Origin of the sequence: Streptomyces griseoloalbus (assembly GCA_014650015.1) — a bacterium.
GTDB classification, from domain to species: Bacteria; Actinomycetota; Actinomycetes; order Streptomycetales; family Streptomycetaceae; genus Streptomyces; species Streptomyces griseoloalbus.
This window is the reverse complement of sequence record BMUD01000037.1, coordinates 17,502-39,376: the sequence shown is the minus strand read 5'-3', so window position 1 is coordinate 39,376 and position 21,875 is coordinate 17,502. Positions and strand designations below refer to the sequence as shown.

Sequence of the window (21,875 nt, the reverse complement as noted above, 5' to 3'; positions counted from 1 at the left end):
CCCCGAGGACGTCGAACTCGCCGCATGACCCCAGCAAGCCAGACCATCCCAAACCCGACGCGGACCTCTTGACGAAAGACATAGAGGCACCCCCCCCGACGTCCGTCACCCACCGCCACCCCCCATTCGCGATCGGCAATGCCGTGACCATGACTCGGAGCCGGGTTGGCCACGGCCGGATAACAAGGTGGACAGAAGGGGTTTTCAGGCAGGTCTACGCGCGTTAATCTGCGGCGAAGCCAGCGCCGTAGCTGAACCGTCCCGGCGCTTGTACGACAGGAGCACCACTGATGCGCCGGATTTCCCGGATCACGGTCGCAGGCGCAGCGACCGCCTCCCTGGCCCTCGCCCTCTCCGCCTGCGGCGGCACCTCGACCTCCTCGAGCTCGTCCGAGTCGAAGGGCGACAAGGGCCTCGCCATCGCCTACGACGTCGGCGGCAAGGGTGACCAGTCCTTCAACGACGCCGCGTACGCGGGCCTGGAGCAGGCGAAGAAGGAGTTCGGCTACGAGACGGCCGACGTCGAGCCCACCGAGGGCGAGACGGACGCCGACAAGGAGCAGCGCCTGGCGTCGCTGGCGAAGCAGGGCTACAACCCGGTCATCGGTGTGGGCTACGCCTACGCCGCCGCCGTGAAGGGTGCCGCGGAGAAGTTCCCGGACACCACCTTCGGCATCGTGGACGACGCCACGATCGAGGCGAAGAACGTGGCCGACCTGGTCTTCTCCGAGGAGCAGGCCTCCTACCTGGCCGGCGTCGCCGCCGCCAAGAGCACCAAGACGAACACCGTCGGCTTCGTGGGCGGTGTGGACATCCCGCTGATCCACAAGTTCCAGGCGGGCTTCGAGCAGGGCGTCAAGGACACCGACGCCAAGGTCAAGGTGATCCCGCAGTACCTGACGCAGACCGCGGAGGAGGGCGGCTTCTCCAGCCCCGACAAGGGCAAGAGCGCCGCCGAGGGCCAGATCGAGAAGAAGGCCGACGTCATCTACGCGGCCGCCGGTCTGTCCGGTCAGGGTGTCATCGAGGCCGCCGCCGCCAACAAGGTGTGGGCGATCGGTGTCGACTCCGACCAGTACCGGCAGGAAGCCCTCGCCAAGTACAAGGAATCGATCCTCACCTCGGCGATGAAGGATGTCGCCAAGGCGGTGTTCAACCTCGCGAAGTCGGTCGAGGACGGCAAGCCCACGACCGGTATCGTCAAGGGCGATCTGCAGACGGGTGAGGTGAGCCTGTCGAACTCCAACCCGAAGTTCGCGGACGACGCCGAGCTCCAGGAAGCCATCGAGACGGCCAAGGAGAAGATCATCAGCGGCGAGATCAAGGTCAAGTCGAGCTGAGACACCCCCTGAACACCCGCGGGGTCGCGTCCGCTCGACGGGGTACGGGGAGCCCGGCTCCTCGTACCCCGTCGGTTCGGTGCGCCACCCCTTTGCATGCCGTAGGGGCACTACGCGCGTAGACGGCCCCCGTCCCCAGGAGAGTGCGCCATCAACGCGTCCAGCAGCCCTCCGGCCGGAGCGGCGGTCAACGAATCGGTGACCGCCGTCGAGCTCGCCGGGATCACCAAGCGCTTCCCGGGTGTCGTGGCCAACCACGACATCCACCTCACCGTCCGCAAGGGCACCGTCCACGCCCTCGTCGGCGAGAACGGCGCCGGCAAGTCGACCCTGATGAAGATCCTCTACGGCATGCAGAAGCCGGACGAGGGCACCATCGCGGTCGACGGCGAACAGGTGAGCTTCTCGTCGCCCGCCGACGCCATCGTCCGCGGCATCGGCATGGTGCACCAGCACTTCATGCTCGCCGACAACCTCACCGTCCTCGAGAACGTCGTCCTCGGCAGCGAGAAGCTCTACGGCATCGGCGCGAAGGCCCGCCGCAAGATCAAGGAACTCTCCGACCGCTACGGCCTCGGCGTACGCCCCGACGTCCTGGTCGAGGAGCTCGGCGTCGCCGCCCGTCAGCGCGTGGAGATCCTCAAGGTCCTCTACCGCGGCGCCACCACCCTGATCCTCGACGAGCCCACCGCGGTCCTCGTCCCGCAGGAGGTCGACGCCCTCTTCGACAACCTGCGCGAGCTGAAGGCCGAGGGCCTGTCGGTCATCTTCATCTCCCACAAGCTGGGCGAGGTCCTCTCCGTCGCCGACGAGATCACCGTCATCCGCCGCGGCACGACGGTCGGCACGGCCGTCCCCGCCGAGACGACCCCGCGCCAGCTCGCCGAGCTGATGGTCGGCAGCGAGCTGCCGACGCCGGAGACGGCCGGGTCCACGGTCACCGACCGCCCCGTCCTCACCGTCGACAAGCTGCGCCTGTCGGCCCCCGGCGGCAAGGCCCTGCTCGACGACATCACCTTCACCATCCACGCGGGCGAGGTCCTCGGCATCGCCGGCGTCGAGGGCAACGGCCAGACCGAGCTGGTCGACGCCCTCATCGGCCTCAAGCACGCCGACTCCGGCGTCATCCGGCTGGCCGACGAGGAGATCACCTCCTGGGCCACCCGCAAGCGCCGCGAGCAGGGCATCGGCTACATCCCCGAGGACCGCCACCGCCACGGCCTGCTCCTGGAGGCCCCCCTCTGGGAGAACCGCATCCTCGGCCACGTCACCGAGCAGCCCAACGCCAAGGGCGTCTGGCTGGACCCGAAGGCCGCCCAGGAGGACACCCGCCGCATCGTCCAGGCGTACGACGTCCGCACCCCCGGCATCGACGTCACCGCGGCCTCCCTGTCCGGCGGCAACCAGCAGAAGCTGATCGTCGGCCGCGAGATGAGCCACAAGCCGCGCTTCCTGATCGCCGCCCACCCCACCCGCGGTGTGGACGTCGGCGCGCAGGCCGCGATCTGGGACCACATCCGCGAGGCCCGCCGCGAGGGCCTGGCCGTCCTGCTGATCTCCGCCGACCTGGACGAGCTGATCGGTCTGTCCGACACCCTCCGGGTGATCTACGACGGCAAGCTGGTCGCGGACGCCGACCCGGCCACCATCACCCCGGAGGAACTCGGCACCGCCATGACCGGCGCCGCCGAGGGCCACCTCGAACACGACGAGACCCCCGAGACCTCGGCCGACGTGTCCAAGTCCGCCGAGTCCCCGGAAGACGAGGCCCGCTGATGAAGAAGTTCGACAAGGAGCGCGTGCTCCTCGCGGTGGCCGGGCCGGTCATCGCGCTCGCCGTGGCCTTCGCCCTCAGCGCGATCGTGCTGCTCGCCTCCGGCAAGAACCCGGTCGAGCCGTTCGCCCTGATGTTCGAGCAGGCCGGGTTCTCCGACATCCAGGTCCTGATCATCAACCAGGCCTCGATGTACTACATCGCGGCCCTCGCCGTGGCCATCGGCTTCCGGATGAACCTGTTCAACATCGGCGTCGACGGCCAGTACCAGCTCGCCGCCATGATGGCCGCCATCGTCGGCGCCCACGCGAACCTCCCGGCCGCTCTGCAGATCCCGCTGCTGCTCCTGACCGCCGTGCTCACCGGCGCCTTCTGGTCCGGCATCGCCGGTGTCCTCAAAGTCACCCGCGGCGTCAGCGAGGTCGTCGCCACGATCATGCTCAACGCGATCGCGACCTCCGTCATCGGCTACCTGTGGCTGCCCACCGTCTTCGGCGTCAAGGTCGGCAACAACAACACCACCGGCGAGATGCACGAGTCCGGCTGGATCCCCGGCATCGACATGGGCGCGGCCGGCGAGATCTACGGCCTGGTCATCCTCGCCGTACTGCTCGGCATCGGCTACTGGATCGTCCTCAACCGCACCCGCTTCGGCTTCGACCTGCGCGCCTCCGGCGCCTCCGAGTCCGCCGCCGCGGCCAGCGGGGTCAGCCCCAAGCGCATGGTGCTCACCGCCATGCTGCTCTCCGGCGCCATCGCCGGACTCGCGGGCCTGCCCATCCTGATGGGCGACACCCACACCTACAGCCTCAACTTCCCCACCGGCATCGGCTTCCTCGGCATCGGCATCGCCCTGCTCGGCCGCAACAGCCCGGTCGGCATCGCCTTCGCCGCCCTGCTGTGGGCCTGGCTCGACAAGGCCTCGCCCGAGCTGGACTTCCACGGCTACGACAAGGAGATCGCGGTCATCATGCAGGGCCTGATCGTCCTCTCGGTCGTCGTCTCCTACGAGGCCGTCCGCGAATGGGGCCTGCGCCGCCAGCAGCGCCGGGTCGGCGCGGAACTCGCCGCAGGGCACATCCTGGGCGCCGACAACAACACCACGAAGGAGGTGGCCGGCCGATGACCGCTCCGACCACAGCGACCGACGTCAACCAGCCGTCGCTGGAACACGCACCGCCGACCGGCCGCCGCATGTCGTGGCCCGTACTGCTCCTGGTCATCGCCGGAGCCCTGGCACTGGTCTCGATCGTGCGCCTCATCACCGGCGCGGACGGCATCACCAACGTCAGCCAGATGTCCACCGCCCTCCAGCTCGCCGTCCCGATCGGCCTCGCCGGTCTCGGCGGTCTGTGGGCCGAGCGGGCGGGCGTCGTCAACATCGGCCTCGAAGGCATGATGATCCTGGGCACCTGGTTCGGCGCCTGGGCCGGATTCCAGTGGGGTCCGTGGACCGGCGTCCTGGTCGGCATCATCGGCGGCGCGATCGGCGGCCTGCTGCACGCGATCGTCACCATCACCTTCAACGTCAACCACATCGTCTCCGGTGTGGCCATCAACATCCTCGCCCTCGGCGCCACCCGCTACCTCGCCCCGCTCGCCTTCGAGGGCCACCAGGGCGGCTCCGCCAAGCAGTCCCCGGCGGTCGAGTCCCTCGGCCACTTCACCGTGCCGGGACTGTCCGACGGGCTGCGGGACCTCAACGAAAAGGGCTGGTTCCTCGTCTCCGACATCGCCGGCCTGCTCGGCGGACTGGTCACCAACGTCTCCTGGCTGACCCTGATCGCCGTCGCGCTCATCCCGGCGACCTGGTGGATCCTGTGGCGCACCGCCTTCGGCCTGCGGCTGCGCTCCTGCGGCGAGAACCCGATCGCCGCCGAGTCCCTCGGCGTCAACGTCTACAAGTACAAGTACCTCGCCGTGATCATCTCCGGCGGACTGGCCGGCCTCGGCGGCGTCTTCCTCTCCCTCGTGGCCAACCCCTTCTACCTGGAGGGCCAGGTCAGCGGACGCGGCTACATCGGCCTCGCCGCGATGATCTTCGGCAACTGGATGCCGGGCGGCCTCGCCATCGGCGCCGGCCTGTTCGGCTACACCGACAGCCTCAACCTGCGCGGCGGCTCCGCCAACGTGCACGCCCTGCTGCTGCTCGGCGCGCTGCTGCTGCTCATCGGCGCCATCTGGCTGGTGATCCGCAAGAAGTACGTCCACGCGGTGATCACCCTGGTCGTCGGCGCCCTCGTCTTCGCCTGGTACGCCGGCACCAACGAGGTCCCCAACCAGGTCGTCTCCGCCACGCCGTACGTCATCACCCTGGTCGTCCTCGCCCTGTCCGCGCAGCGGCTGCGAATGCCGAGGGCCAACGGCATGCCGTACCGGAAGGGACAGGGCAAGTGACCGCGTCCGGGCCCACCGCGGCCGACGTCGACTGGGATGCGCTGCGCGCCGTCGCGCGGGACGCCATGTCCCACGCCTACGCCCCCTACTCGGGCTACCCCGTCGGCGTCGCGGCCCGCGTCGACGACGGACGGACGGTCTCCGGCTGCAACGTGGAGAACGCGTCGTACGGCCTCGGGCTGTGCGCCGAGTGCGGACTGGTCTCCGAGCTCCAGCGCACCGGGGGCGGCCGGCTCACGCACTTCACCTGCGTGGACGGCAAGGGCGAGGTCCTCGTCCCGTGCGGCCGCTGCCGCCAGCTGCTGTACGAGTTCGGCGGCTCCGATCTGCTGCTGGAGACCCCGGCGGGCATCGTGGCGCTGTCTCAGATGCTGCCGCAGGCCTTCGGCCCGCAGTACCTCACCAAGTAATCCCCGTACGGCCCCTGCGAGCGACTGTCCCGTTTACCGTCGTTCGCGGGGGCCGTGCCCTTCGCACCCCGGAAGGAACGCCAGCCATGGCCATGGACGCCATCTCCGTCATCCGCACCAAGCGGGACCGCGGCGAACTCAGCGACGAGCAGATCGACTGGGTCATCGACGCGTACACCCGCGGGGAGGTGGCCGACGAGCAGATGTCGGCCCTCGCCATGGCGATCCTGCTCAACGGCATGAACCGGCGTGAGATCGCCCGCTGGACGGCCGCGATGATCGCCTCCGGCGAGCGCATGGACTTCTCCTCGCTGTCCCGCCCGACCGCCGACAAGCACTCCACGGGCGGCGTCGGCGACAAGATCACCCTCCCGCTGGCCCCCCTGGTCGCGGCCTGCGGCGCGGCCGTCCCCCAGTTGTCGGGCCGCGGTCTCGGCCACACCGGCGGCACGCTGGACAAGCTGGAGTCGATCCCCGGCTGGCGCGCCCTGCTCTCCAACGAGGAGATGCTCTCCGTCCTGGACACCACCGGCGCGGTGATCTGCGCGGCGGGCGACGGCCTCGCGCCCGCCGACAAGAAGCTCTACGCCCTGCGCGACGTCACCGGCACGGTCGAGGCGATCCCGCTCATCGCCTCCTCGATCATGTCGAAGAAGATCGCCGAGGGCACCGGCTCCCTGGTCCTGGACGTGAAGGCCGGCTCGGGCGCCTTCATGAAGACGATCGAGGACGCGCGCGAACTGGCCCGGACGATGGTGGGCCTGGGCACCGACTCCGGTGTGAAGACCGTCGCCCTGCTGACCGACATGGCGACCCCGCTCGGCCTGACCGCCGGCAACGCGCTGGAGGTCCGCGAGTCGGTCGAGGTCCTGGCCGGCGGCGGCCCGGCAGACGTCGTCGAACTGACCCTCGCCCTGGCCCGCGAAATGCTGGACGCGGCGGGCATCACGGACGCCGACCCGGCGAAGGCCCTCGCCGACGGCTCCGCGATGGACGTCTGGCGCCGCATGATCACGGCCCAGGGCGGCGACCCGGACGCCGAGCTCCCGGTGGCCCGCGAACAGCACGTGGTGAAGGCCCCGGCCTCCGGCGTCCTGACCCGCCTGGACGCCTACGACATCGGCGTCGCCGCCTGGCGCCTCGGCGCGGGCCGCGCCCGCAAGGAGGACCCGGTCCAGGCGGGCGCGGGCGTGGAGATGCACGCCAAGCCCGGCGACACCGTGACGGAGGGCCAGCCCCTCCTGACCCTCCACACGGACACCCCGGACCGCTTCGACTACGCGCTCCGGGCGGTCGAGGGCTCCTACGACGTCGAGGCCCCCGGCACGGACTTCACCGCCACGCCGGTGGTGCTGGAACGCATCGCCTGACCTGGGATTTCCCCGATCGGGTGAACGGGACCGGTGGACCCCCACCGGTCCCGTTGGCATGCTGGACTCGGTGACGCACCGATGCCCGACTGAGCGCACTCACCGTGAGCCAGGACCCCGAGCAGAGCTGGGACGACCTCGTCCGGTACTGGGAGGAGATGGATTGGCCCGAGGGCAGCAAGGTGGAGATCATCGAGGGGATCATCACCCTGTCACCTGCTCCCGCGTACCGTCACAACGTGATCGCGGAAAGTATTCAGCGTCGCCTTTACCCAGTGATGCCGGAGGACTGGGGAATCTACCAGACGCCGGCGATCGCCGTGCCCTCGCGCGTGGGCATGCTCATCCCCGATCTTGTGGTGGCTCCGAGGCGGGACCACACGGAGTCGGACACCCACATCCCCGCCGCCCTCGCCGAGCTGGTCGTCGAGGTCACCTCGAAGTCCAACGCCGTGACGACCGCGTCAGCAAGCCCGCCGCCTACGCCACCGCGGGCATCCCGCTCTACCTCCTCGTCGACCGCTGGGCGCCCGACGGCCCGACCGCGACGCTCTACGGCGAACCGAAGGGTGACGTCCACCGCCCCCTGAGCACGGCGAAGTTCGGGGAGCCGATCAAGCTCCCCGCCCCCTTCGACCTCGTCATCGACACCGGCGAGTTCCCCGAGACCTGAGTCACCCCAGCAGCGCCGCCACCACCACCAGCACCGGCACCGACAGCACCGTCGACACCAGGATCGCCTCCCGGGCCAGGGTCTCGCCCACCCGGTAGCTGCTCGCGTAGGTGAAGAGGTTCTGCGCGGCCGGCAGTGCCGACGTCACCACCACGTCCAGCAGATGCGCCCCGCGCAGGCCGAAGACGCCCACCGCCAGGGCCCAGGCGACCAGCGGCTGGCCCACCGCCTTCAGGGCCACGGCGAGCAGCACCGGCCCGCGCTCGCCGCCCCGCAGCGGCAGGGTGCTGCCGCGCAGCGAGATGCCGAACGCGAGCAGCACCGCGGGGACCGCCATGTTGCCGATCAGGTTCACCGGGTCCATGACCGGGCCCGGTATCTCGATTCCGGTCGCGGACGCCGCCACCCCCGCCAGCGATCCCACCGCGATCGGATTGCGCAACGGCGTGAGGAGCCGCCTCCACAGCGGACCCTTCTCGCCGGCGGTCGACAGGTCGAGGATCGTGAGGGCGACCGGCGTGACCCCGACCAGCTGGAACAGCAGCACCGGCGCCACGAGGGAGGCGTCCCCGAGGACGTACACCGCGATGGGGATGCCCAGGTTGCCGGAGTTGACGTAGCTGGAGCACAGGGCGCCGATGGTGGTGCGGCCCACGCCCCAGCCGCGTACGACACCCACCGCGACGAAGACGCCCGCGACCGCCGCCGTGCTCAGCGCGGTGACCAGCAGCCGGCTGGAGAAGACCACCGACAGGTCGGCCGAGGCGAGCGTGGTGAACAACAGGGCCGGGGACGCCACGTGGAACGCCAGCTTCGTCAGGACCTCGCGGCCCTGAGCACCCAGATGCCCCCGGCGGCCGATGACATAACCGACGCCGATGACGACGGCGATCACCAGGAACCCGCTCAGTACCCCTTGCACGGCGGCTCCTCGCTGCGGCGAAGGGCACCGGACACCAGGGGCGGGGATGATCTGTGGCGCATACAGCCAACCCTCCGGGGAAGGCCGTGCCCGGGTCAATGTGATCCTTGCGGCGCCGACCGCCGCGCACCCGCACGACCCCCGCGATGAGTTACGCGCCGACGACCGGTCTACCGGTCGTGGATGCCATGACACCGCCCGTACTCGTGCTCAGCGGCCCCCTCACCCGGGACGAGGTGAGCGGGCCCTGCGAGGCGCTGCGGGAACTGCTGGAGAGCGGTGGCGGCGGCTTTGGCGGGGTGGTCGTGTGCGATGTCGGCGGTCTCGGCCCACCCGGGCTCGCCGCCGTGAACCTGCTCGCGCGGCTCCAGCTCACCGCCCGGCGGGCCGGGGGCCGGATCAGGCTGCGCGACCCCTCCCCGGCCCTATGCGCCCTGCTCGACCTGGTCGGTCTCCGCTTCGAGACGGAGGGGCAGCCCGAACAGCGGGAACCACCGCTCGGTGTCCAGGAAGCAGTGGAATCCGGTGATCCGGTCGTCTGAGATCTCCAGCACCTGCACCGCCCACGGGGTGAAGCCGCCGGCCTCCGGGTCGGGCTTGTACTGCGCGAACCCGGGCAGGCCGTTGACCTCCACCGGCACCAGCCGCGAGTTCGCGCAGGGCGTGCCCAGCGTCGTCATGAAGCCCGTGATGTCGTCGGCGCCGGTCAGCCACAGGTCGAACGGCGGCATCGTCATGATGGCGTCCTCGTGCAGCAGCGCGGTCAGCGCCGACATGTCGTAGCCCTCGAACGCCGCCACATAGCGCTCGAGCAGCTTCTGCTGCTCCGCGTCCAGCGGATCGGAGACCGACGCGTCGGCGCCCGACTGCTGCCGCTCGGCGAGCGTCGCCCGGGCCCGCTGGAGCGCGCTGTTGACCGACGCGACCGAGGTGTCCAGCAACTCGGCGACCTCGCTCGCCTTCCAGGCGAGCACCTCGCGCAGGATCAGCACCGCGCGCTGCTTCGCGGGCAGTTGCTGCAGCGCGGCCATGAAGGCGAGCCGCACCGACTCCTTGGCGACCGCGGCCTCCGCCGGGTCGGCGGGGGTGGGCAGCACCCTCGAGTCGGGCATCGGCTCCAGCCAGGTGTGGTCGGGGCGGGGCGACAGGGCCGCCTGCGCCAGCGGGGTGGACTCCGTCAGATCCATCGGCCGGGCGCGCTTGTTGCCCGCCGTCAGCATGTCCAGACAGACGTTGGTCGCGATGCGGTAGAGCCAGGAGCGCAGGCTGGAGCGGCCCTCGAACTTGTCGTAGCTGCGCCAGGCGCGGACCATCGTGTCCTGCACCGCGTCCTCCGCCTCGAAGGAGGAGCCGAGCATCCGGTAGCAGTACCCGGTCAGCTCGACGCGGTGCGCTTCCAGCCTGGCGTCCAGGTCTGTCGTCGCCGTGCCGTTCGTCATCGTCCACCCACCCCATGTGGCGTCATCGGGGCGCGCCATCGCACCCGGCACTTCGGAAGCTACCGCAGCCCACTGACAACGGCCTCCCGAGTGCGCGTATGCGCGGCTCAGGGGGCCGTGTCCGACGCCGGTTCCCCGGCGGGAGACGTCAGGCGGGCCGGACCACAGCCGCCCGGGCCGCCCGCGTCCCGGCCAGGGTGATCGCCGCGACCCCGGCCACCGCGACCAGCCCGACCCCCACGGTCCCGCCCCAGCCACCCGCGTGGAACGCGAGCGCGCCCACCGTGCTCCCCACGCTGGAACCGACGTAGTAGGCGGACTGATACAGAGCGGACGCCTGCGCACGCCCCACCGTCGCCGTCTTCCCGACCGCCGACGACGCCACCGCGTGCCCCGCGAAGAAGCCGGCCGTGATCAGCACCAGACCCAGCAGCACCAGCGGCAGCGACCCGGCCAGCGACAGCAGCAGCCCGACCGCCGTCGTCCCGCCGCCCGCGTACAGCGCGCCCCGGCGGCCCAGCCGCCCCACCAGCCGGCCCGCCGCCGACGCCGAGACCGTACCCACCAGGTAGACCAGGAAGATCGAGCCGGCGACACCCTGCGGGAGCGAGAACGGCGCCTCGGTCAGCCGGTAGCCGATGACCGTGTACACACCGCCGAACACCGTCATGAACAGCGCGCCGATCGCGTACAGACGCCGCAGCAGCGGATGGGCGAGATGGTCCCGCACGGTGCGCGCCAGCACGCGCGGCCGCAGCGAGCCCGGCCGGAAGTGCTTCGGCGCCGGCAGCAGCAGCCGGAAGGCCACCGCGCACGCCACCGCCACCACGCCGATCACGCCGACGGCGACCCGCCAGCCCCACTCCTGCGCCACCCACCCGGTGATCACCCGGCCGCTCATCCCGCCGACGCTGTTGCCGGCCACGAACAGCCCGATCGCGGTCACCAGGGCCTTGGGCGTGACCTCCTCCGCGAGATACGCCGTCGCCGAGGCGGGCAGCCCGGCCAGGGCCGCGCCCTGGAGCGCCCGCAGCGTCACCAGCCAGCCCAGCGACGGGGCGAAGGGCACCAGCAGCCCGACGGTCACCGCGACGGCCAGGGAGGCCGTCATGACGGTACGCCGGCCGTAGCGCTCCGACAGCGCGCTCATCGGCAGCACGAACACCGCGAGGCCACCGGTCGCCGCCGCCACCGTCCAGCTCGCGTCCCCCGCGCTCACCGCGAAGTCACCGGAGATCAGCGGCAGCAGGGCCTGGGTGGAGTACAGCAGCGCGAAGGTCGCCACACCGGCGAGGAACAGGGCGAGACTCATCCGGCGGTAACCGGGACCGCCCGGGGACATCCGGGACTCCGGGACGGTCTGGGAGCCGGGGTGGGCGGGAGGAACGGATGCGACGGCGCCCACACTGGTGGACGCCCCGGTACTGGCGGGAGTCATGCCACGAAGCTACGTACGCCCCCGCTCATCCGTCCAATGCATGGAATCGCCATAATCGTTCCCATGGTGCATGAGCAGAGGTCACGGAGTCGGCTGTCACAGACCAGTGACACACAAGACACGACCGACATGTCGAGACTGCTGGCGCCCCGCCTCGCCCACTTCGCCGGAGTCGCCCGCACCGAGCACGTCACGCGCGCCGCCCAGGAGATGCAGGTTCCGCAGTCCACCCTCTCCCGGGCCATGGTCCGCCTCGAACAGGACCTGGGCGTCGACCTGTTCGCCCGGCACGGCCGCACGGTCTCCCTGACCCCCGCTGGCCACACCTTCCTCGCCTCCGTCGAACGCGCCCTCGCCGAGATCGAACGCGCCGCCGACGAGGTCCGCGCCGACGCCGACCCCGCCACCGGCAAGGTCGCCTTCGGCTTCCTGCACACCATGGGCGCCGAGACCGTGCCCGGCCTGCTGCACGCCTTCCGCGCCGACCACCCGCGCATCCGCTTCAGCCTCGTCCAGAACTACGGCGAGGCCATGCTGGAACGCCTGCGCGCCGGCGAACTCGACCTGTGCCTGACCTCCCCGGTGCCCGACGCCCCCGACCTCGTCGCCCGCCGCCTCGACGAGCAGAAGCTGCGCCTGGTCGTCCCCCTCGACCACCGCCTCGCCGGCCGCCGCCGCATCCGACTGGCCGAGGCCGCCGACGAGACCTTCGTGACCCTGGAACCCGGCTACGGCCTGCGCCGCATCACCGACGACCTCTGCGCGCAGGCCGGTTTCCGACCCCGCATCGCCTTCGAGGGCGAGGAGGCCGAGACCCTGCGCGGCCTGGTCGCCGCGGGCCTGGGCGTCGCCCTCCTGCCCCCACCGGCCTTCCCCCGCCCGGGAGTGGTGGAACTGACCGTCACGGCCCCGAAGGCCGCCAGGGAAATCGGCGTGGCCTGGCTGGCGGGCCGCCCGGACACACCCCCGGTGACGGCCTTCAAGAAGTTCCTGCTCTCCAAGAGGGGCAACCTCCTGCCGACGTGAGGGCAGCCCCGGGGGCGCGGGGCTGTGACATCGTGCGGCTCCGCCGCGTGGGCGCGACAAGCCACGGACCACCCGCAGTCGCGGCACGACATCGGGCCGCACGGCGTCACCGTCGCAAAGACCTGCCGAACCCCGCAGCCAGCGGCATCCGCAACCCCAACGGCGGAGGCGCCGCCAAGGCGTCCTGCAGGGGCCGCGAGAAGCCCCGCCCGAACAACGCCCCCATCACGAAGTCCTCGGCCAGCGCCAGCACTTCGTCCCGGTACTGGTGCAGCCCGTGCCCGTCCGCATGGACTTCGAACCGGCACACCTCCCGGTTCGCCTTCTTCGCCCGCGCCGCCAGCCGGAACGACAGCTCCGGATCGGTCCGCGCGTCGTTCGTGCCGTGCACGATCAGCACGCGCCGCCCGGCGAGCTGTTTCACCGGTTCGGGTGGCGCCGCCACGTCCTCCTCGGGCAGCCAGGGGGCCAGGGCCAGCACGGAGCTGACGGCCTCGTGGCCCCCCGCGTGAAGCGCGGCCCTGCCGCCCATTCCGAGACCGGCGAGACACACGGGGACGTCCCCGTAGCGCCGTACGACCTCGTCGGCGGCCCAGGCGGCGTCGCGCGCGAGATGCGCCTCGCTGCCGTTCCAGCCCCGGTAGCGGTAGTGGACCACATGGGTGGCGAGGCTCCGGTCCCGGGCCGCGCGGGTGAGACGACGTCCCAGTCCGCGTACGGAGGCGGCCGCCACCATCGAGGACGGCCTGCGGCTGGAGACCTCCTCGCCGCCGGGGAGCAGCAGCACCACGCCGCTCACCGCCGTCGGCTCCGGGCCGAGCGCCCGCCCCAGCCGGGCCCTGCGAACCGGCGTCGCTTGCTGTGCCATGACAGAACAGTGTCAGAAACGCGGGTGTACTCCACCCGTCCGTGCGGTCACCGTTACGTATCGACGGAAGCGCGCGCCCTGTGATCTACGCGCGTAGGAGTTAGAGTGCGCAGATGACGAGCCAGACCATTGTGAACACCCCGGACACGGACCAGATCCGCCGGGCGCCCAAGGTCCTGCTGCACGACCACCTCGACGGCGGACTGCGCCCCGGCACCGTCGTCGACCTGGCCCGCGAGACCGGATACCCGCACCTCCCCGAGACCGACCCGGACAAGCTCGGCCTGTGGTTCCGGGAGGCCGCCGACTCCGGTTCCCTGGAGCGGTACCTGGAGACGTTCTCGCACACCGTCGGGGTCATGCAGGCCCGCGAGGCCCTCGTCCGGGTCGCCGCCGAGTGCGCCGAGGACCTCGCCGAGGACGGTGTCGTCTACGCCGAGGTGCGCTACGCCCCCGAACAGCACCTGGACGGCGGACTGACCCTCGAAGAGGTCGTCGAGGCGGTCAACGAGGGCTTCCGGCAGGGCGAGCGCCGCGCGAAGGAGAACGGCCACCGCATCCGCGTCGGCGCCCTGCTCACCGCGATGCGGCACGCCGCCCGCGCCCTGGAGATCGCCGAACTCGCCAACCGCTACCGGGACCTCGGCGTCGTCGGCTTCGACATCGCGGGCGCCGAGGCCGGCTACCCGCCCACCCGGCACCTCGACGCCTTCGAGTACCTCAAGCGGGAGAACAACCACTTCACCATCCACGCCGGTGAGGCGTTCGGACTGCCGTCCATCTGGCAGGCCCTGCAGTGGTGCGGCGCCGACCGGCTCGGACACGGGGTGCGCATCATCGACGACATCCAGGTGCACGAGGACGGGACCGTGAAGCTCGGCCGGCTCGCCTCCTACGTCCGGGACAAGCGCATCCCGCTGGAGCTCTGCCCGAGCTCCAACCTCCAGACCGGAGCGGCCCCCTCGTACGCCGAGCACCCCATCGGTCTGCTGCGCCGGCTGCACTTCCGGGCCACGGTGAACACCGACAACCGCCTGATGTCCCACACCAGCATGAGCCGGGAATTCGAGCACCTTGTCGAGGCCTTCGGTTACACGCTCGACGACATGCAGTGGTTCTCCGTCAATGCGATGAAATCAGCGTTCATTCCTTTCGATGAACGTCTGGCCATGATCAATGACGTCATCAAGCCCGGATATGCCGAGCTGAAATCCGAATGGCTGTTCCGGCAGACCGCGTCCACCAGCGCTTCTACGAACACGGAAGGCTGACCGGGGCACGTGGAGGCGGCGGGAACGCGGGCGGTGTTCACCATCCGTCCGCATTTCGATGTTTGCGGCGGGAGGTGCCGCGTGTTTACGGTCGCAGCACCGCTCACATCCCCGTATCCCATTTCGAGGACGTATTTCATGAAGCAGTCTGCTGCCAAGACCCTCGGTGTCGCCGCTCTCGGTGCCGCCTTCGCCGCCGCCGGTGCGGGCGCCGCCAACGCGGCCCCGGCCGTCCCGGACGTCGTCCCGGCGCTGGACACCGTCACCCAGGCCGTACCGGCGGAGAAGCTGTCCGGCGCGCTGCCGGGCTCGGACAAGGCGCTGGCGACGGGCCAGGAGCTGGCGGGCACCGGCACGGCGGCCGCTCAGCCGGTCGCCGGGCAGCTCCCGGCCCCCGGTCTCCTCGGCGGCCTGCCGCTGCAGGGGCTGCCCTCCCAGGGCCTCGCCCTCAACGGTGTCCCGCTCGGCGCCTGACCCGGCCAGGCACGAACCTGCCCATGGGGTGCACCCGGACTCGGGGTGCGCCCCATCGGCGTACTCGGGGAGACGGCCGTACGCGGTCCTGAGGGGGAGAGTGCTTGCGAGCACCGCCGAGCGCCCGCGCCGGCCTACCAGGCCGCCCGTGCCTTGTCCTCCGAGGGCAACAGGATCCACAGCGCTATGTACAGCAGGAACTGCGGGCCCGGAAGCAGACACGAGATCAGGAAGATCACCCGCATCGTGGTCGCGGAGGTGTCGAAGCGCCGGGCCAGCGCGGCGCACACTCCGCCGATCATGCGGTCGTGGGTGGGGCGGACGAGGCGGCTCATGACGGCTCCTTGGTGAGCGGTGCGAGGCCTCCCAAGTGGCTGCCTCAGTGCACTCCACGTTACGGCGACGAAGGGGGCAAAGCGTCGCTCCACGGGGCGATCCCGACCCTGGGAATCGTCGGGGTCCGACCCTGAACCGGCTCCTCCGGGAAGACGGCGGCGCCGGACCGTCCCGCCGTTCGGCGGCGCAGCCGGGAGCGGCCCGCGGGCACCACGGCCGCATGCGCGAGCGCCGCGCCCAGGGTGTTCAGCAGCAGCGAGTCGACGTCCACGACCCGGCCCGGCACCGCGGTCTGCAGCATCTCGATGGCCAGCGACACCAGGGCGGTCGCGGCCATGGTGCGGATCAGCGAGCCCAGCCGCGAGACGGCCAGCCGGCCCCCGGCCATCGGCAGCAGCACGCCCAGCGGCGCGAGCAGCGCCAGCCCCTCGCCGACCCGGCGGACCCCTTCCGCCCAGCCCAGCGCGAACTCGGCCCGGATGCCGTCGAACGGCCGCAGATTGGCGGGCATCACCCAGGGCACGTCCAGAGGGCGCAGCGCGAACCAGGCGACGAACGCGAGATACGCGGCCAGGAGGAGCCCCCCTGTCACCTGGACACGGAACGCGGCGGTGCCACCGCCGAAGCCTTGACGCTGCACGCTCCCCAAGACGCGGCGTTCCGCACGATCGGTTCCGGGATGTCACCCGTTCCCCGGGTGAGGCATGCGCCACAGTGCGGCACACCGCGCGGGACGGCGCGCCGGGCCGCGCACGGGTCCACCGCGCGGCTCAGTTCCCGGTGGTCTCCGAGGACGGCGGTTCCTCCTCGTCCGGACGGGACCGGACCTCGTCCGTGCACTCGTAGCGGCGCGGCCGGCCGTCGTCGGGGCCGCCCAGGATCACCGAGCCGTCGCCCTCGGCCGCCGCCGAGTCGGAGAAGGTGCACACGATCTGCGCCAGCCCGGCGGAGGTGAGGCCCCCGGGCGCGGTGCTCAGCCGCAGCGTGTCCTCCGGGTCGCCGGGCCGGGGACCGCTCACGGTCGTTGCCCTCCGTACGCGTGTGGTGTACCCGGCCTCCTGCTCGGCGGCCGACGGCTGCTGGGACAACTCGTCCAGCAGCCCCTGCGCCACCAGCACGCGCCGCGAGTCCGCCGCCCCGTCCGGCACCCGTACCGTCCGGTCGACGGCCACCAGCGACGATCCGCACAGCAGGAACACCTGCACCGGCAGTCCCCGCGCGGCCTGTGTCGACACCTCCGGCTCGGCCAGCGAGCAGCGCACCCGCGAGGGCGCCGGACCGAAGTCGGTCGGTACCTCCGTGGCCCGGATCCCGCAACCGGCGAGCAGACCACCGAGCATCCCGAAGGCCAGCAGCGCCGGCAAACGGCGTACGGTCCTGCGTCGTACGTTCATCAGGCGTCCCCCTCAGCGCCTTCGTCCTCGCTGTCGCCGGTCCTCTCCGAAGCGCTCCGCGCGGACACGTCCCGCGGGAGCCGCAGGGTGAACACGGCCCCGCCCTCGGGGGAGTTCGCCGCGGTGATCTCCCCGCCGTGGATATGGGCGTTCTCCAGCGCGATGGACAGCCCCAGACCACTGCCCTCGGAACGCGGCCGGGAGGCGCTGGCCTTGTAGAAGCGGTCGAAGACATGCGGCAGGACCTCCTCGGGGATGCCCGGCCCGTGGTCCCGCACCTCGATGACGACCGTGCCCCCGTCCCCGGCGCCCTCCGCACCCTCCGTGCCGTCCGTACCGTCGGCGACGTCCTCGCGCACCGCCACCCGCACCGGCGAGCCGCCGTGCTTGAGCGCGTTGCCGATGAGGTTGGCCAGGATCACGTCCAGCCGGCGCGGGTCGATCCGGGCGTGGATGCCGCGCTCGGCGACCAGGTCCACCGCGTCCAGCCAGGCACGCGCGTCGATGCAGGCGGTGATCTGGTCGGCGATGTCGACGTCGTCGAGGACCAGACGGGCGGTGCCCGCGTCGAAGCGGGTGACCTCCATCAGATTCTCGACCAGGTCGTTCAGCCGCCGGGTCTCGCTCACCACCAGCCGCACGGCCGGCTCGATCATCGGGTCGAAGCCGCCGCCCTCGAACTCCAGCTCCTCCTCCAGGACCTCGGTCACCGCGGTGATCGCGGTCAGCGGAGTACGCAGCTCATGACTCATGTCCGCCACGAACCGCCGGGACGCCTCGTCACGCGCGGCCATGTCGGCGAGCCGTTTCTCCAGCGCCTCGGCCGCCTTGTTGAACGTCCGGGAAAGGTCCGCCAGTTCATCGGTGCCCGACACCCTCAGCCGGGTGTCCAGCTTGCCCTCGCCGAGCCGCCGGGCGGCCACCCCGAGCCGCTGGACCGGCTTCAGCACCGTCGTGGCCGCGGCGTGCGCGAGCAGCGCGGCTCCTATCAGCGCCAGTCCGGTGGCGATCCCCAGGGACCAGGCCAGCGAGTTGAGGTCCTTGGCCTCCGGCTCCAGCGACTTCAGCATGTAGCCCGTCGGCCCGCCGCCGATCACCCGTGTCCCCGCCACCAGATACGGGGTGTCGCCGACGACGATCCGCTGCCAGTACAGCCGGTGCGGGTACTTGTTGTTCGACGTGATCTTCTGCCGCTCGGTCACCGCCTCGCGCAGCGAGTCCGGCACGTCCTGCAGCGAGAAGCCGTTCAGCCCGCCCGAACTGCCGTAGACGGTCCGCCCGTCCGGGGCCTCGGCGACCAGCAGCACGGTGAAGCGCTGGCCGCTGTTCGCCATCTGGCCCGCGGTGCGCTGCAGTTCGTCCTGCGTCGGGTGCTCGGGCAGCGCACCCGCCCGGTTCTGCATCTCCTGCTCGAAGTCGCGCAGCACCGCGTCCTGGGTGCGGGTCAGCACGGACTCACGGTTCAGCCAGTACGCGATGCCGGACGCGGACACCGCCGCGGTCAGCGCGACCAGCCCGAACACCACGACCAGCCGCAGCCGCAGGCTCGTGAAGCGCAGCCGTGACCAGACTCCCTTGCGCGCCGCGGACCAGCGGCGGTTCCCCCCTTGGTGCTCCTGTGTCACTGAGGCGGATCCAGCCGGTAGCCGACACCGCGCACGGTACGGATCAGCGTCGGGGACGACGGCACGTCCTCGACCTTGGCACGCAGCCGCTGGACACAGGCGTCCACCAGACGCGAGTCGCCCAGGTAGTCGTGCTCCCACACCAGCCGCAGCAGCTGCTGCCGGGACAGCGCCTGGCCCGGCCGCCGGCTCAGCTCCAGCAGCAGCCGCAGCTCGGTCGGCGTCAACTGGAGGTCCTCGCCGTTCTTCGTCACCGTCATCGCCGCACGGTCGATGACCAGACTGCCGAAGGTCGCCGAGTCATTGGACTCCCGTTCCCCGCGCCGCAGTACCGCCCGGATCCGGGCGTCCAGCACCCGGCCCTGCACCGGTTTGACGACATAGTCGTCGGCGCCGGACTCCAGTCCGACGACGACGTCGATGTCGTCACTGCGGGCGGTCAGCAGGATGATCGGCAACTGGTCCGTGCGCCGGATGCGCCGGCACACCTCGAACCCGTCGATGCCGGGCAGCATCACATCCAGCACGATCAGATCCGGCCGCTGCTCGCGCAGCAGCTTCAGACCGTCCTCACCACTGGCAGCGGTCGCCACCCGGTGGCCCTGGCGCGTCAGTGAGAGCTCCAGGGCCGTGCGGATGGCGTCGTCGTCCTCGATCAGCAACAGGGAAGGCACGGGCTCATTCTGGCCCATGGAGGGCTTCCTGTTCGACCCGTGGGCGGCAGATGCCCATTGGGCCCGCATACGTGGCGCTACGTGCACCGATTCCTGTGAAGGATCCGTGTCCCCGCGGTGCCCGACCCCTGTGACAGGTCTGTGACAGTCGGCAGACACGGTCATGAAGGTCCCCCGGCAAGCTATTCGGCACAAGCACAACAGCGGGACCGAACACCGGAAGTCCACCACGGGGGGCGCGAGATGAACACGCTGCACGGCACCAGCACCAGCGCAGTGATCACGCGTCTGCACGACGTGCACCGGGGTTCCGAGAAGTCCGGTGCGGCGGGCATGCGGGGGTGCGCTCGCAGCACCGGGCGTCAGCACACCACGATCATGACGGTGGTTGACGCGTCCACGGGGGACACCGACGGGGGGAACGCGTACGGGGAGGGCCCGGGGGAGCGCCGCTCGCCGACGGAGGTGGAGTTCACCACCTACGTCCAGGAGCGCCGCGCCTCCCTGTACGCCACCGCCTACCACCTGACCGGCGACCGCTTCGAGGCCGAGGACCTGCTGCAGAGCGCGCTGTTCTCGACCTACCGGGCGTGGGACCGGATCAGTGACAAGGCGGCGGTCGGCGGATATCTCCGCCGCACCATGACCAATCTGCACATCAGCGCGTGGCGCCGCCGCAAGCTGAACGAGTACCCGACCGAGGAACTGCCGGAGACGGCCGGTGACACGGACGCGATGCGCGGCACCGAGCTGCGCGCGGTCCTGTGGCAGGCGCTGGCCCGGCTGCCCGAACTCCAGCGCACCATGCTGGTCCTGCGCTACTACGAGGGCCGCACGGACCCGGAGATCGCGGACATCCTCGGCATCAGTGTCGGCACGGTGAAGTCCAGCATCTGGCGGTCGCTCCGCCGGCTGCGCGAGGACGAGGTCCTCAGCTTCGGCCGTGACGAGGAGGACGCCTTCGGGGAGCTCGTCGCCTGAAGGTACGGGGGAAACGGGGACCCGGGGGATCGGGGAACCGAGGGATCGGGGGATCCCGGGGGAACAGGTAACGGGGGAATCGCGGGGACGCCGGGGGGCGTCACCGTGAGAGGTGGGGGATCGGAGGGGGACCAGGGGGGAGTACAAGGGGGGTCACGGGGGACCTCTGGGGACACGGGGGAACACGGGGGGCCACGGGGATACGGGGGACCACGGGGGAGTGCGAAACAGCGGGACTGGAGGGCCGGGGGGCCCGCCCAGTCCCGCCTTTCGCGTGCGCGCGGCTCCTCGGGGATATTCCTAGGCCCGCGTACTCGTACTCGTACTCGTACTCGTGCCTGTGCCCTTACCCGCACGTCCGGCGACCGCGGCGGTCGCCAGTCGGCCCAGCGCCTCGTCCCGGTCGCAGGCGTACGCGCCCAGCGCCGTCTGGCGGGCGATGATCGACCGCTCCAGCCGCATCAGCCGCCAGCCGCGGCGCAGCAGGAACGGCACCGACTTGCGGCCCTCCTTGAGGTCGCGCAGGAAGCGCCGGCGGAAGGTCCGCACCGCACCGCGGTCCAGACACAGCGCGTCCGCCAGCAGACCCAGCTCACGGCACCGGGTGACGATCTCCGCGGCGAAGATGCCCTCGGCGATGAACAGGGGTGTCCCGCCGATGTCGACGGTCCCCTCACCGGTGCGGGCGCTCAGCGAGATGTCGTAGACGGGGACCTGCGTACGACGCGTGCGGCACAGCCGGTCGATCGCGGCGACGGCCGTGTCCGCGTCCCAGGAGCCGGGGTGGTCCCAGTCGATGTCGGAGGTGCCCGCCACCAGCGGGAGGGTGGGGTCGTCGCCCTCCTTGTAGAAGTCGTCGAGGCGCAGCACGGGCAGGCCGGAACGGGCCGCGAGGAGGGACTTGCCGGAGCCGGAGGGGCCGCAGAGCAGCACGACTCGCGCGGATATGGGCGACTGGGAACTCACGGGACACCAGTCTGAGGCATCGTTCGGGTGACGTACGACCCCGCGGTACGCCTTTGAAGCACGCGTCACATCTCCACTACTCTTCGCGTCGATCCGGTGACTCAGTGAAGGCAAGAGGTGGCAGAGCGATGGCCCGACACAACGCACCCAGGACGCCGACCGCACGACGCGCCCTGGCCGTCCTCGCGACCGCGGGGGTGGCACTGGGGGTCGGTGCGACGACGGCGGCGGCCGCGGACTCGGAGCCGCTCCCCGGTGGCGCCGCTCAGGTCGCGGCCACGGTCGCGGACCTCAAGCCCAATCCGCTCGCCGGCACGGGCGTGGACCCGCTCGACAACGGCGTCGGCACCCAGGTGGCCGACTTCCGGCCGGTGGACACACGGGCGGTGACCGGGCCGGTCGCCCAGGCACCCTCGGTCGGCGACGTCCCGGTGGCCGGTCGGGCGACGGACCTGCTGCGCGGCTGACCGGCACGACATCGGCGGAGCGCCGTACCC

General features: G+C 71.2%; 22 protein-coding genes and 1 pseudogene. 13 read left to right on the top strand and 10 right to left on the bottom strand.

Annotated elements, in window-relative coordinates; all coding sequences use genetic code 11:
- Window positions 1–290 precede the first annotated feature (290 nt).
- The 7 genes and pseudogenes from IE178_RS33780 to IE178_RS33750 all read left to right on the top strand — a co-directional run bounded on the left by IE178_RS33780 (window position 291) and on the right by IE178_RS33750 (window position 7,964).
- Window positions 291–1,340, top strand: coding sequence for a BMP family lipoprotein (locus tag IE178_RS33780; protein ID WP_193514913.1), 1,050 nt, complete (start codon window positions 291–293; stop codon window positions 1,338–1,340).
- A gap of 198 nt (window positions 1,341–1,538) precedes the next feature.
- Window positions 1,539–3,116 (top strand): ABC transporter ATP-binding protein, encoded by a 1,578-nt coding sequence (locus IE178_RS33775; RefSeq protein ID WP_184761145.1) that lies wholly within the window; start codon window positions 1,539–1,541, stop codon window positions 3,114–3,116.
- Entirely contained in the window at window positions 3,116–4,240 is a 1,125-nt protein-coding gene (locus tag IE178_RS33770; RefSeq protein ID WP_193514912.1) for an ABC transporter permease, read from the top strand. Before IE178_RS33775 ends, IE178_RS33770 begins: the two co-directional genes overlap by 1 nt.
- Window positions 4,237–5,511 (top strand): ABC transporter permease, encoded by a 1,275-nt coding sequence (locus IE178_RS33765; RefSeq protein WP_184761147.1) that lies wholly within the window; start codon window positions 4,237–4,239, stop codon window positions 5,509–5,511. The genes IE178_RS33770 and IE178_RS33765 overlap by 4 nt, the downstream gene beginning before the upstream one ends.
- The gene (locus tag IE178_RS33760) at window positions 5,508–5,921 is read left to right on the top strand and encodes a cytidine deaminase (protein WP_193514911.1); all 414 of its coding nucleotides are present in this window, start codon (window positions 5,508–5,510) and stop codon (window positions 5,919–5,921) included. The genes IE178_RS33765 and IE178_RS33760 overlap by 4 nt, the downstream gene beginning before the upstream one ends.
- A 92-nt stretch (window positions 5,922–6,013) precedes the next feature.
- Window positions 6,014–7,291, top strand: a complete 1,278-nt coding sequence (locus IE178_RS33755) for a thymidine phosphorylase (RefSeq protein WP_184761320.1) — start codon at window positions 6,014–6,016, stop codon at window positions 7,289–7,291.
- A gap of 89 nt (window positions 7,292–7,380) precedes the next feature.
- Window positions 7,381–7,964 (top strand): annotated as a pseudogene (locus tag IE178_RS33750) (Uma2 family endonuclease).
- A gap of 1 nt (window position 7,965) precedes the next feature.
- Here IE178_RS33750 and IE178_RS33745 read toward each other — a convergent pair.
- A complete protein-coding gene (locus IE178_RS33745) occupies window positions 7,966–8,886 on the bottom strand; it encodes an AEC family transporter (RefSeq protein WP_193514910.1) in 921 nt (306 codons plus the stop codon).
- 146 nt (window positions 8,887–9,032) lie between these two features.
- On the opposite strand from IE178_RS33745, the gene IE178_RS33740 reads away from it, so the two are divergent.
- A complete protein-coding gene (locus IE178_RS33740; protein ID WP_193514909.1) occupies window positions 9,033–9,428 on the top strand; it encodes an STAS domain-containing protein in 396 nt (131 codons plus the stop codon).
- Here IE178_RS33740 and IE178_RS33735 read toward each other — a convergent pair.
- On the bottom strand, window positions 9,312–10,325 hold the full coding sequence (locus tag IE178_RS33735; RefSeq protein WP_193514908.1) for a sigma-70 family RNA polymerase sigma factor: 1,014 nt from the start codon (window positions 10,323–10,325) through the stop codon (window positions 9,312–9,314). The two genes, IE178_RS33740 and IE178_RS33735, sit on opposite strands and share 117 nt — an antisense overlap.
- Before the next feature lie 148 nt (window positions 10,326–10,473).
- Window positions 10,474–11,763: an MFS transporter gene (locus tag IE178_RS33730; protein ID WP_184761152.1), complete on the bottom strand. Its 1,290-nt coding sequence runs from the start codon at window positions 11,761–11,763 to the stop codon at window positions 10,474–10,476.
- A 63-nt stretch (window positions 11,764–11,826) separates the two neighbouring features.
- On the opposite strand from IE178_RS33730, the gene IE178_RS33725 reads away from it, so the two are divergent.
- Window positions 11,827–12,789: a LysR family transcriptional regulator gene (locus tag IE178_RS33725; protein WP_193514907.1), complete on the top strand. Its 963-nt coding sequence runs from the start codon at window positions 11,827–11,829 to the stop codon at window positions 12,787–12,789.
- Between the two features lie 106 nt (window positions 12,790–12,895).
- Here IE178_RS33725 and IE178_RS33720 read toward each other — a convergent pair whose 3' ends face one another.
- Window positions 12,896–13,657, bottom strand: a complete 762-nt coding sequence (locus tag IE178_RS33720; RefSeq protein WP_184761154.1) for an alpha/beta hydrolase — start codon at window positions 13,655–13,657, stop codon at window positions 12,896–12,898.
- Between the two features lie 113 nt (window positions 13,658–13,770).
- Between IE178_RS33720 and IE178_RS33715 the strand changes: the two genes are divergently transcribed.
- Together IE178_RS33715 and IE178_RS33710 are read left to right on the top strand one after the other, a co-directional pair.
- Window positions 13,771–14,928, top strand: a complete 1,158-nt coding sequence (locus IE178_RS33715; protein WP_193514906.1) for an adenosine deaminase — start codon at window positions 13,771–13,773, stop codon at window positions 14,926–14,928.
- A gap of 138 nt (window positions 14,929–15,066) precedes the next feature.
- Window positions 15,067–15,402, top strand: coding sequence for an ATP-binding protein (locus tag IE178_RS33710; protein ID WP_184761156.1), 336 nt, complete (start codon window positions 15,067–15,069; stop codon window positions 15,400–15,402).
- A gap of 134 nt (window positions 15,403–15,536) precedes the next feature.
- Here IE178_RS33710 and IE178_RS33705 read toward each other — a convergent pair whose 3' ends face one another.
- The 5 genes from IE178_RS33705 to afsQ1 form a co-directional block, all read right to left on the bottom strand.
- Window positions 15,537–15,737 (bottom strand): PspC domain-containing protein, encoded by a 201-nt coding sequence (locus IE178_RS33705; RefSeq protein WP_193514905.1) that lies wholly within the window; start codon window positions 15,735–15,737, stop codon window positions 15,537–15,539.
- Between the two features lie 59 nt (window positions 15,738–15,796).
- Complete coding sequence (locus tag IE178_RS33700; RefSeq protein ID WP_193514904.1) at window positions 15,797–16,378, bottom strand: VanZ family protein; 582 nt, start codon at window positions 16,376–16,378, stop codon at window positions 15,797–15,799.
- Window positions 16,379–16,508: 130 nt separating this feature from the next.
- Complete coding sequence (locus tag IE178_RS33695) at window positions 16,509–17,132, bottom strand: hypothetical protein (protein ID WP_193514903.1); 624 nt, start codon at window positions 17,130–17,132, stop codon at window positions 16,509–16,511.
- Window positions 17,132–18,757, bottom strand: coding sequence for an ATP-binding protein (locus tag IE178_RS33690; protein ID WP_193514902.1), 1,626 nt, complete (start codon window positions 18,755–18,757; stop codon window positions 17,132–17,134). The genes IE178_RS33695 and IE178_RS33690 overlap by 1 nt, the downstream gene beginning before the upstream one ends.
- Complete coding sequence (afsQ1, locus tag IE178_RS33685; RefSeq protein WP_166001883.1) at window positions 18,754–19,431, bottom strand: two-component system response regulator AfsQ1; 678 nt, start codon at window positions 19,429–19,431, stop codon at window positions 18,754–18,756. Before afsQ1 ends, IE178_RS33690 begins: the two co-directional genes overlap by 4 nt.
- Before the next feature lie 243 nt (window positions 19,432–19,674).
- Here afsQ1 and IE178_RS33680 point away from each other — a divergent pair, with 243 nt between their 5' ends.
- Window positions 19,675–20,412 carry a SigE family RNA polymerase sigma factor gene (locus IE178_RS33680; RefSeq protein ID WP_184761161.1) on the top strand — a complete coding sequence of 246 codons (738 nt, stop codon included), beginning with the start codon at window positions 19,675–19,677 and terminating at the stop codon, window positions 20,410–20,412.
- A 300-nt stretch (window positions 20,413–20,712) separates the two neighbouring features.
- Here the strand turns inward: IE178_RS33680 and IE178_RS33675 are convergent, their stop codons facing one another.
- Entirely contained in the window at window positions 20,713–21,447 is a 735-nt protein-coding gene (locus IE178_RS33675) for a uridine kinase family protein (protein WP_193514901.1), read from the bottom strand.
- Between the two features lie 59 nt (window positions 21,448–21,506).
- Between IE178_RS33675 and IE178_RS33670 the strand changes: the two genes are divergently transcribed.
- The gene (locus IE178_RS33670; protein ID WP_193514900.1) at window positions 21,507–21,845 is read left to right on the top strand and encodes a hypothetical protein; all 339 of its coding nucleotides are present in this window, start codon (window positions 21,507–21,509) and stop codon (window positions 21,843–21,845) included.
- The last annotated feature ends 30 nt before the right edge of the window (window positions 21,846–21,875 follow it).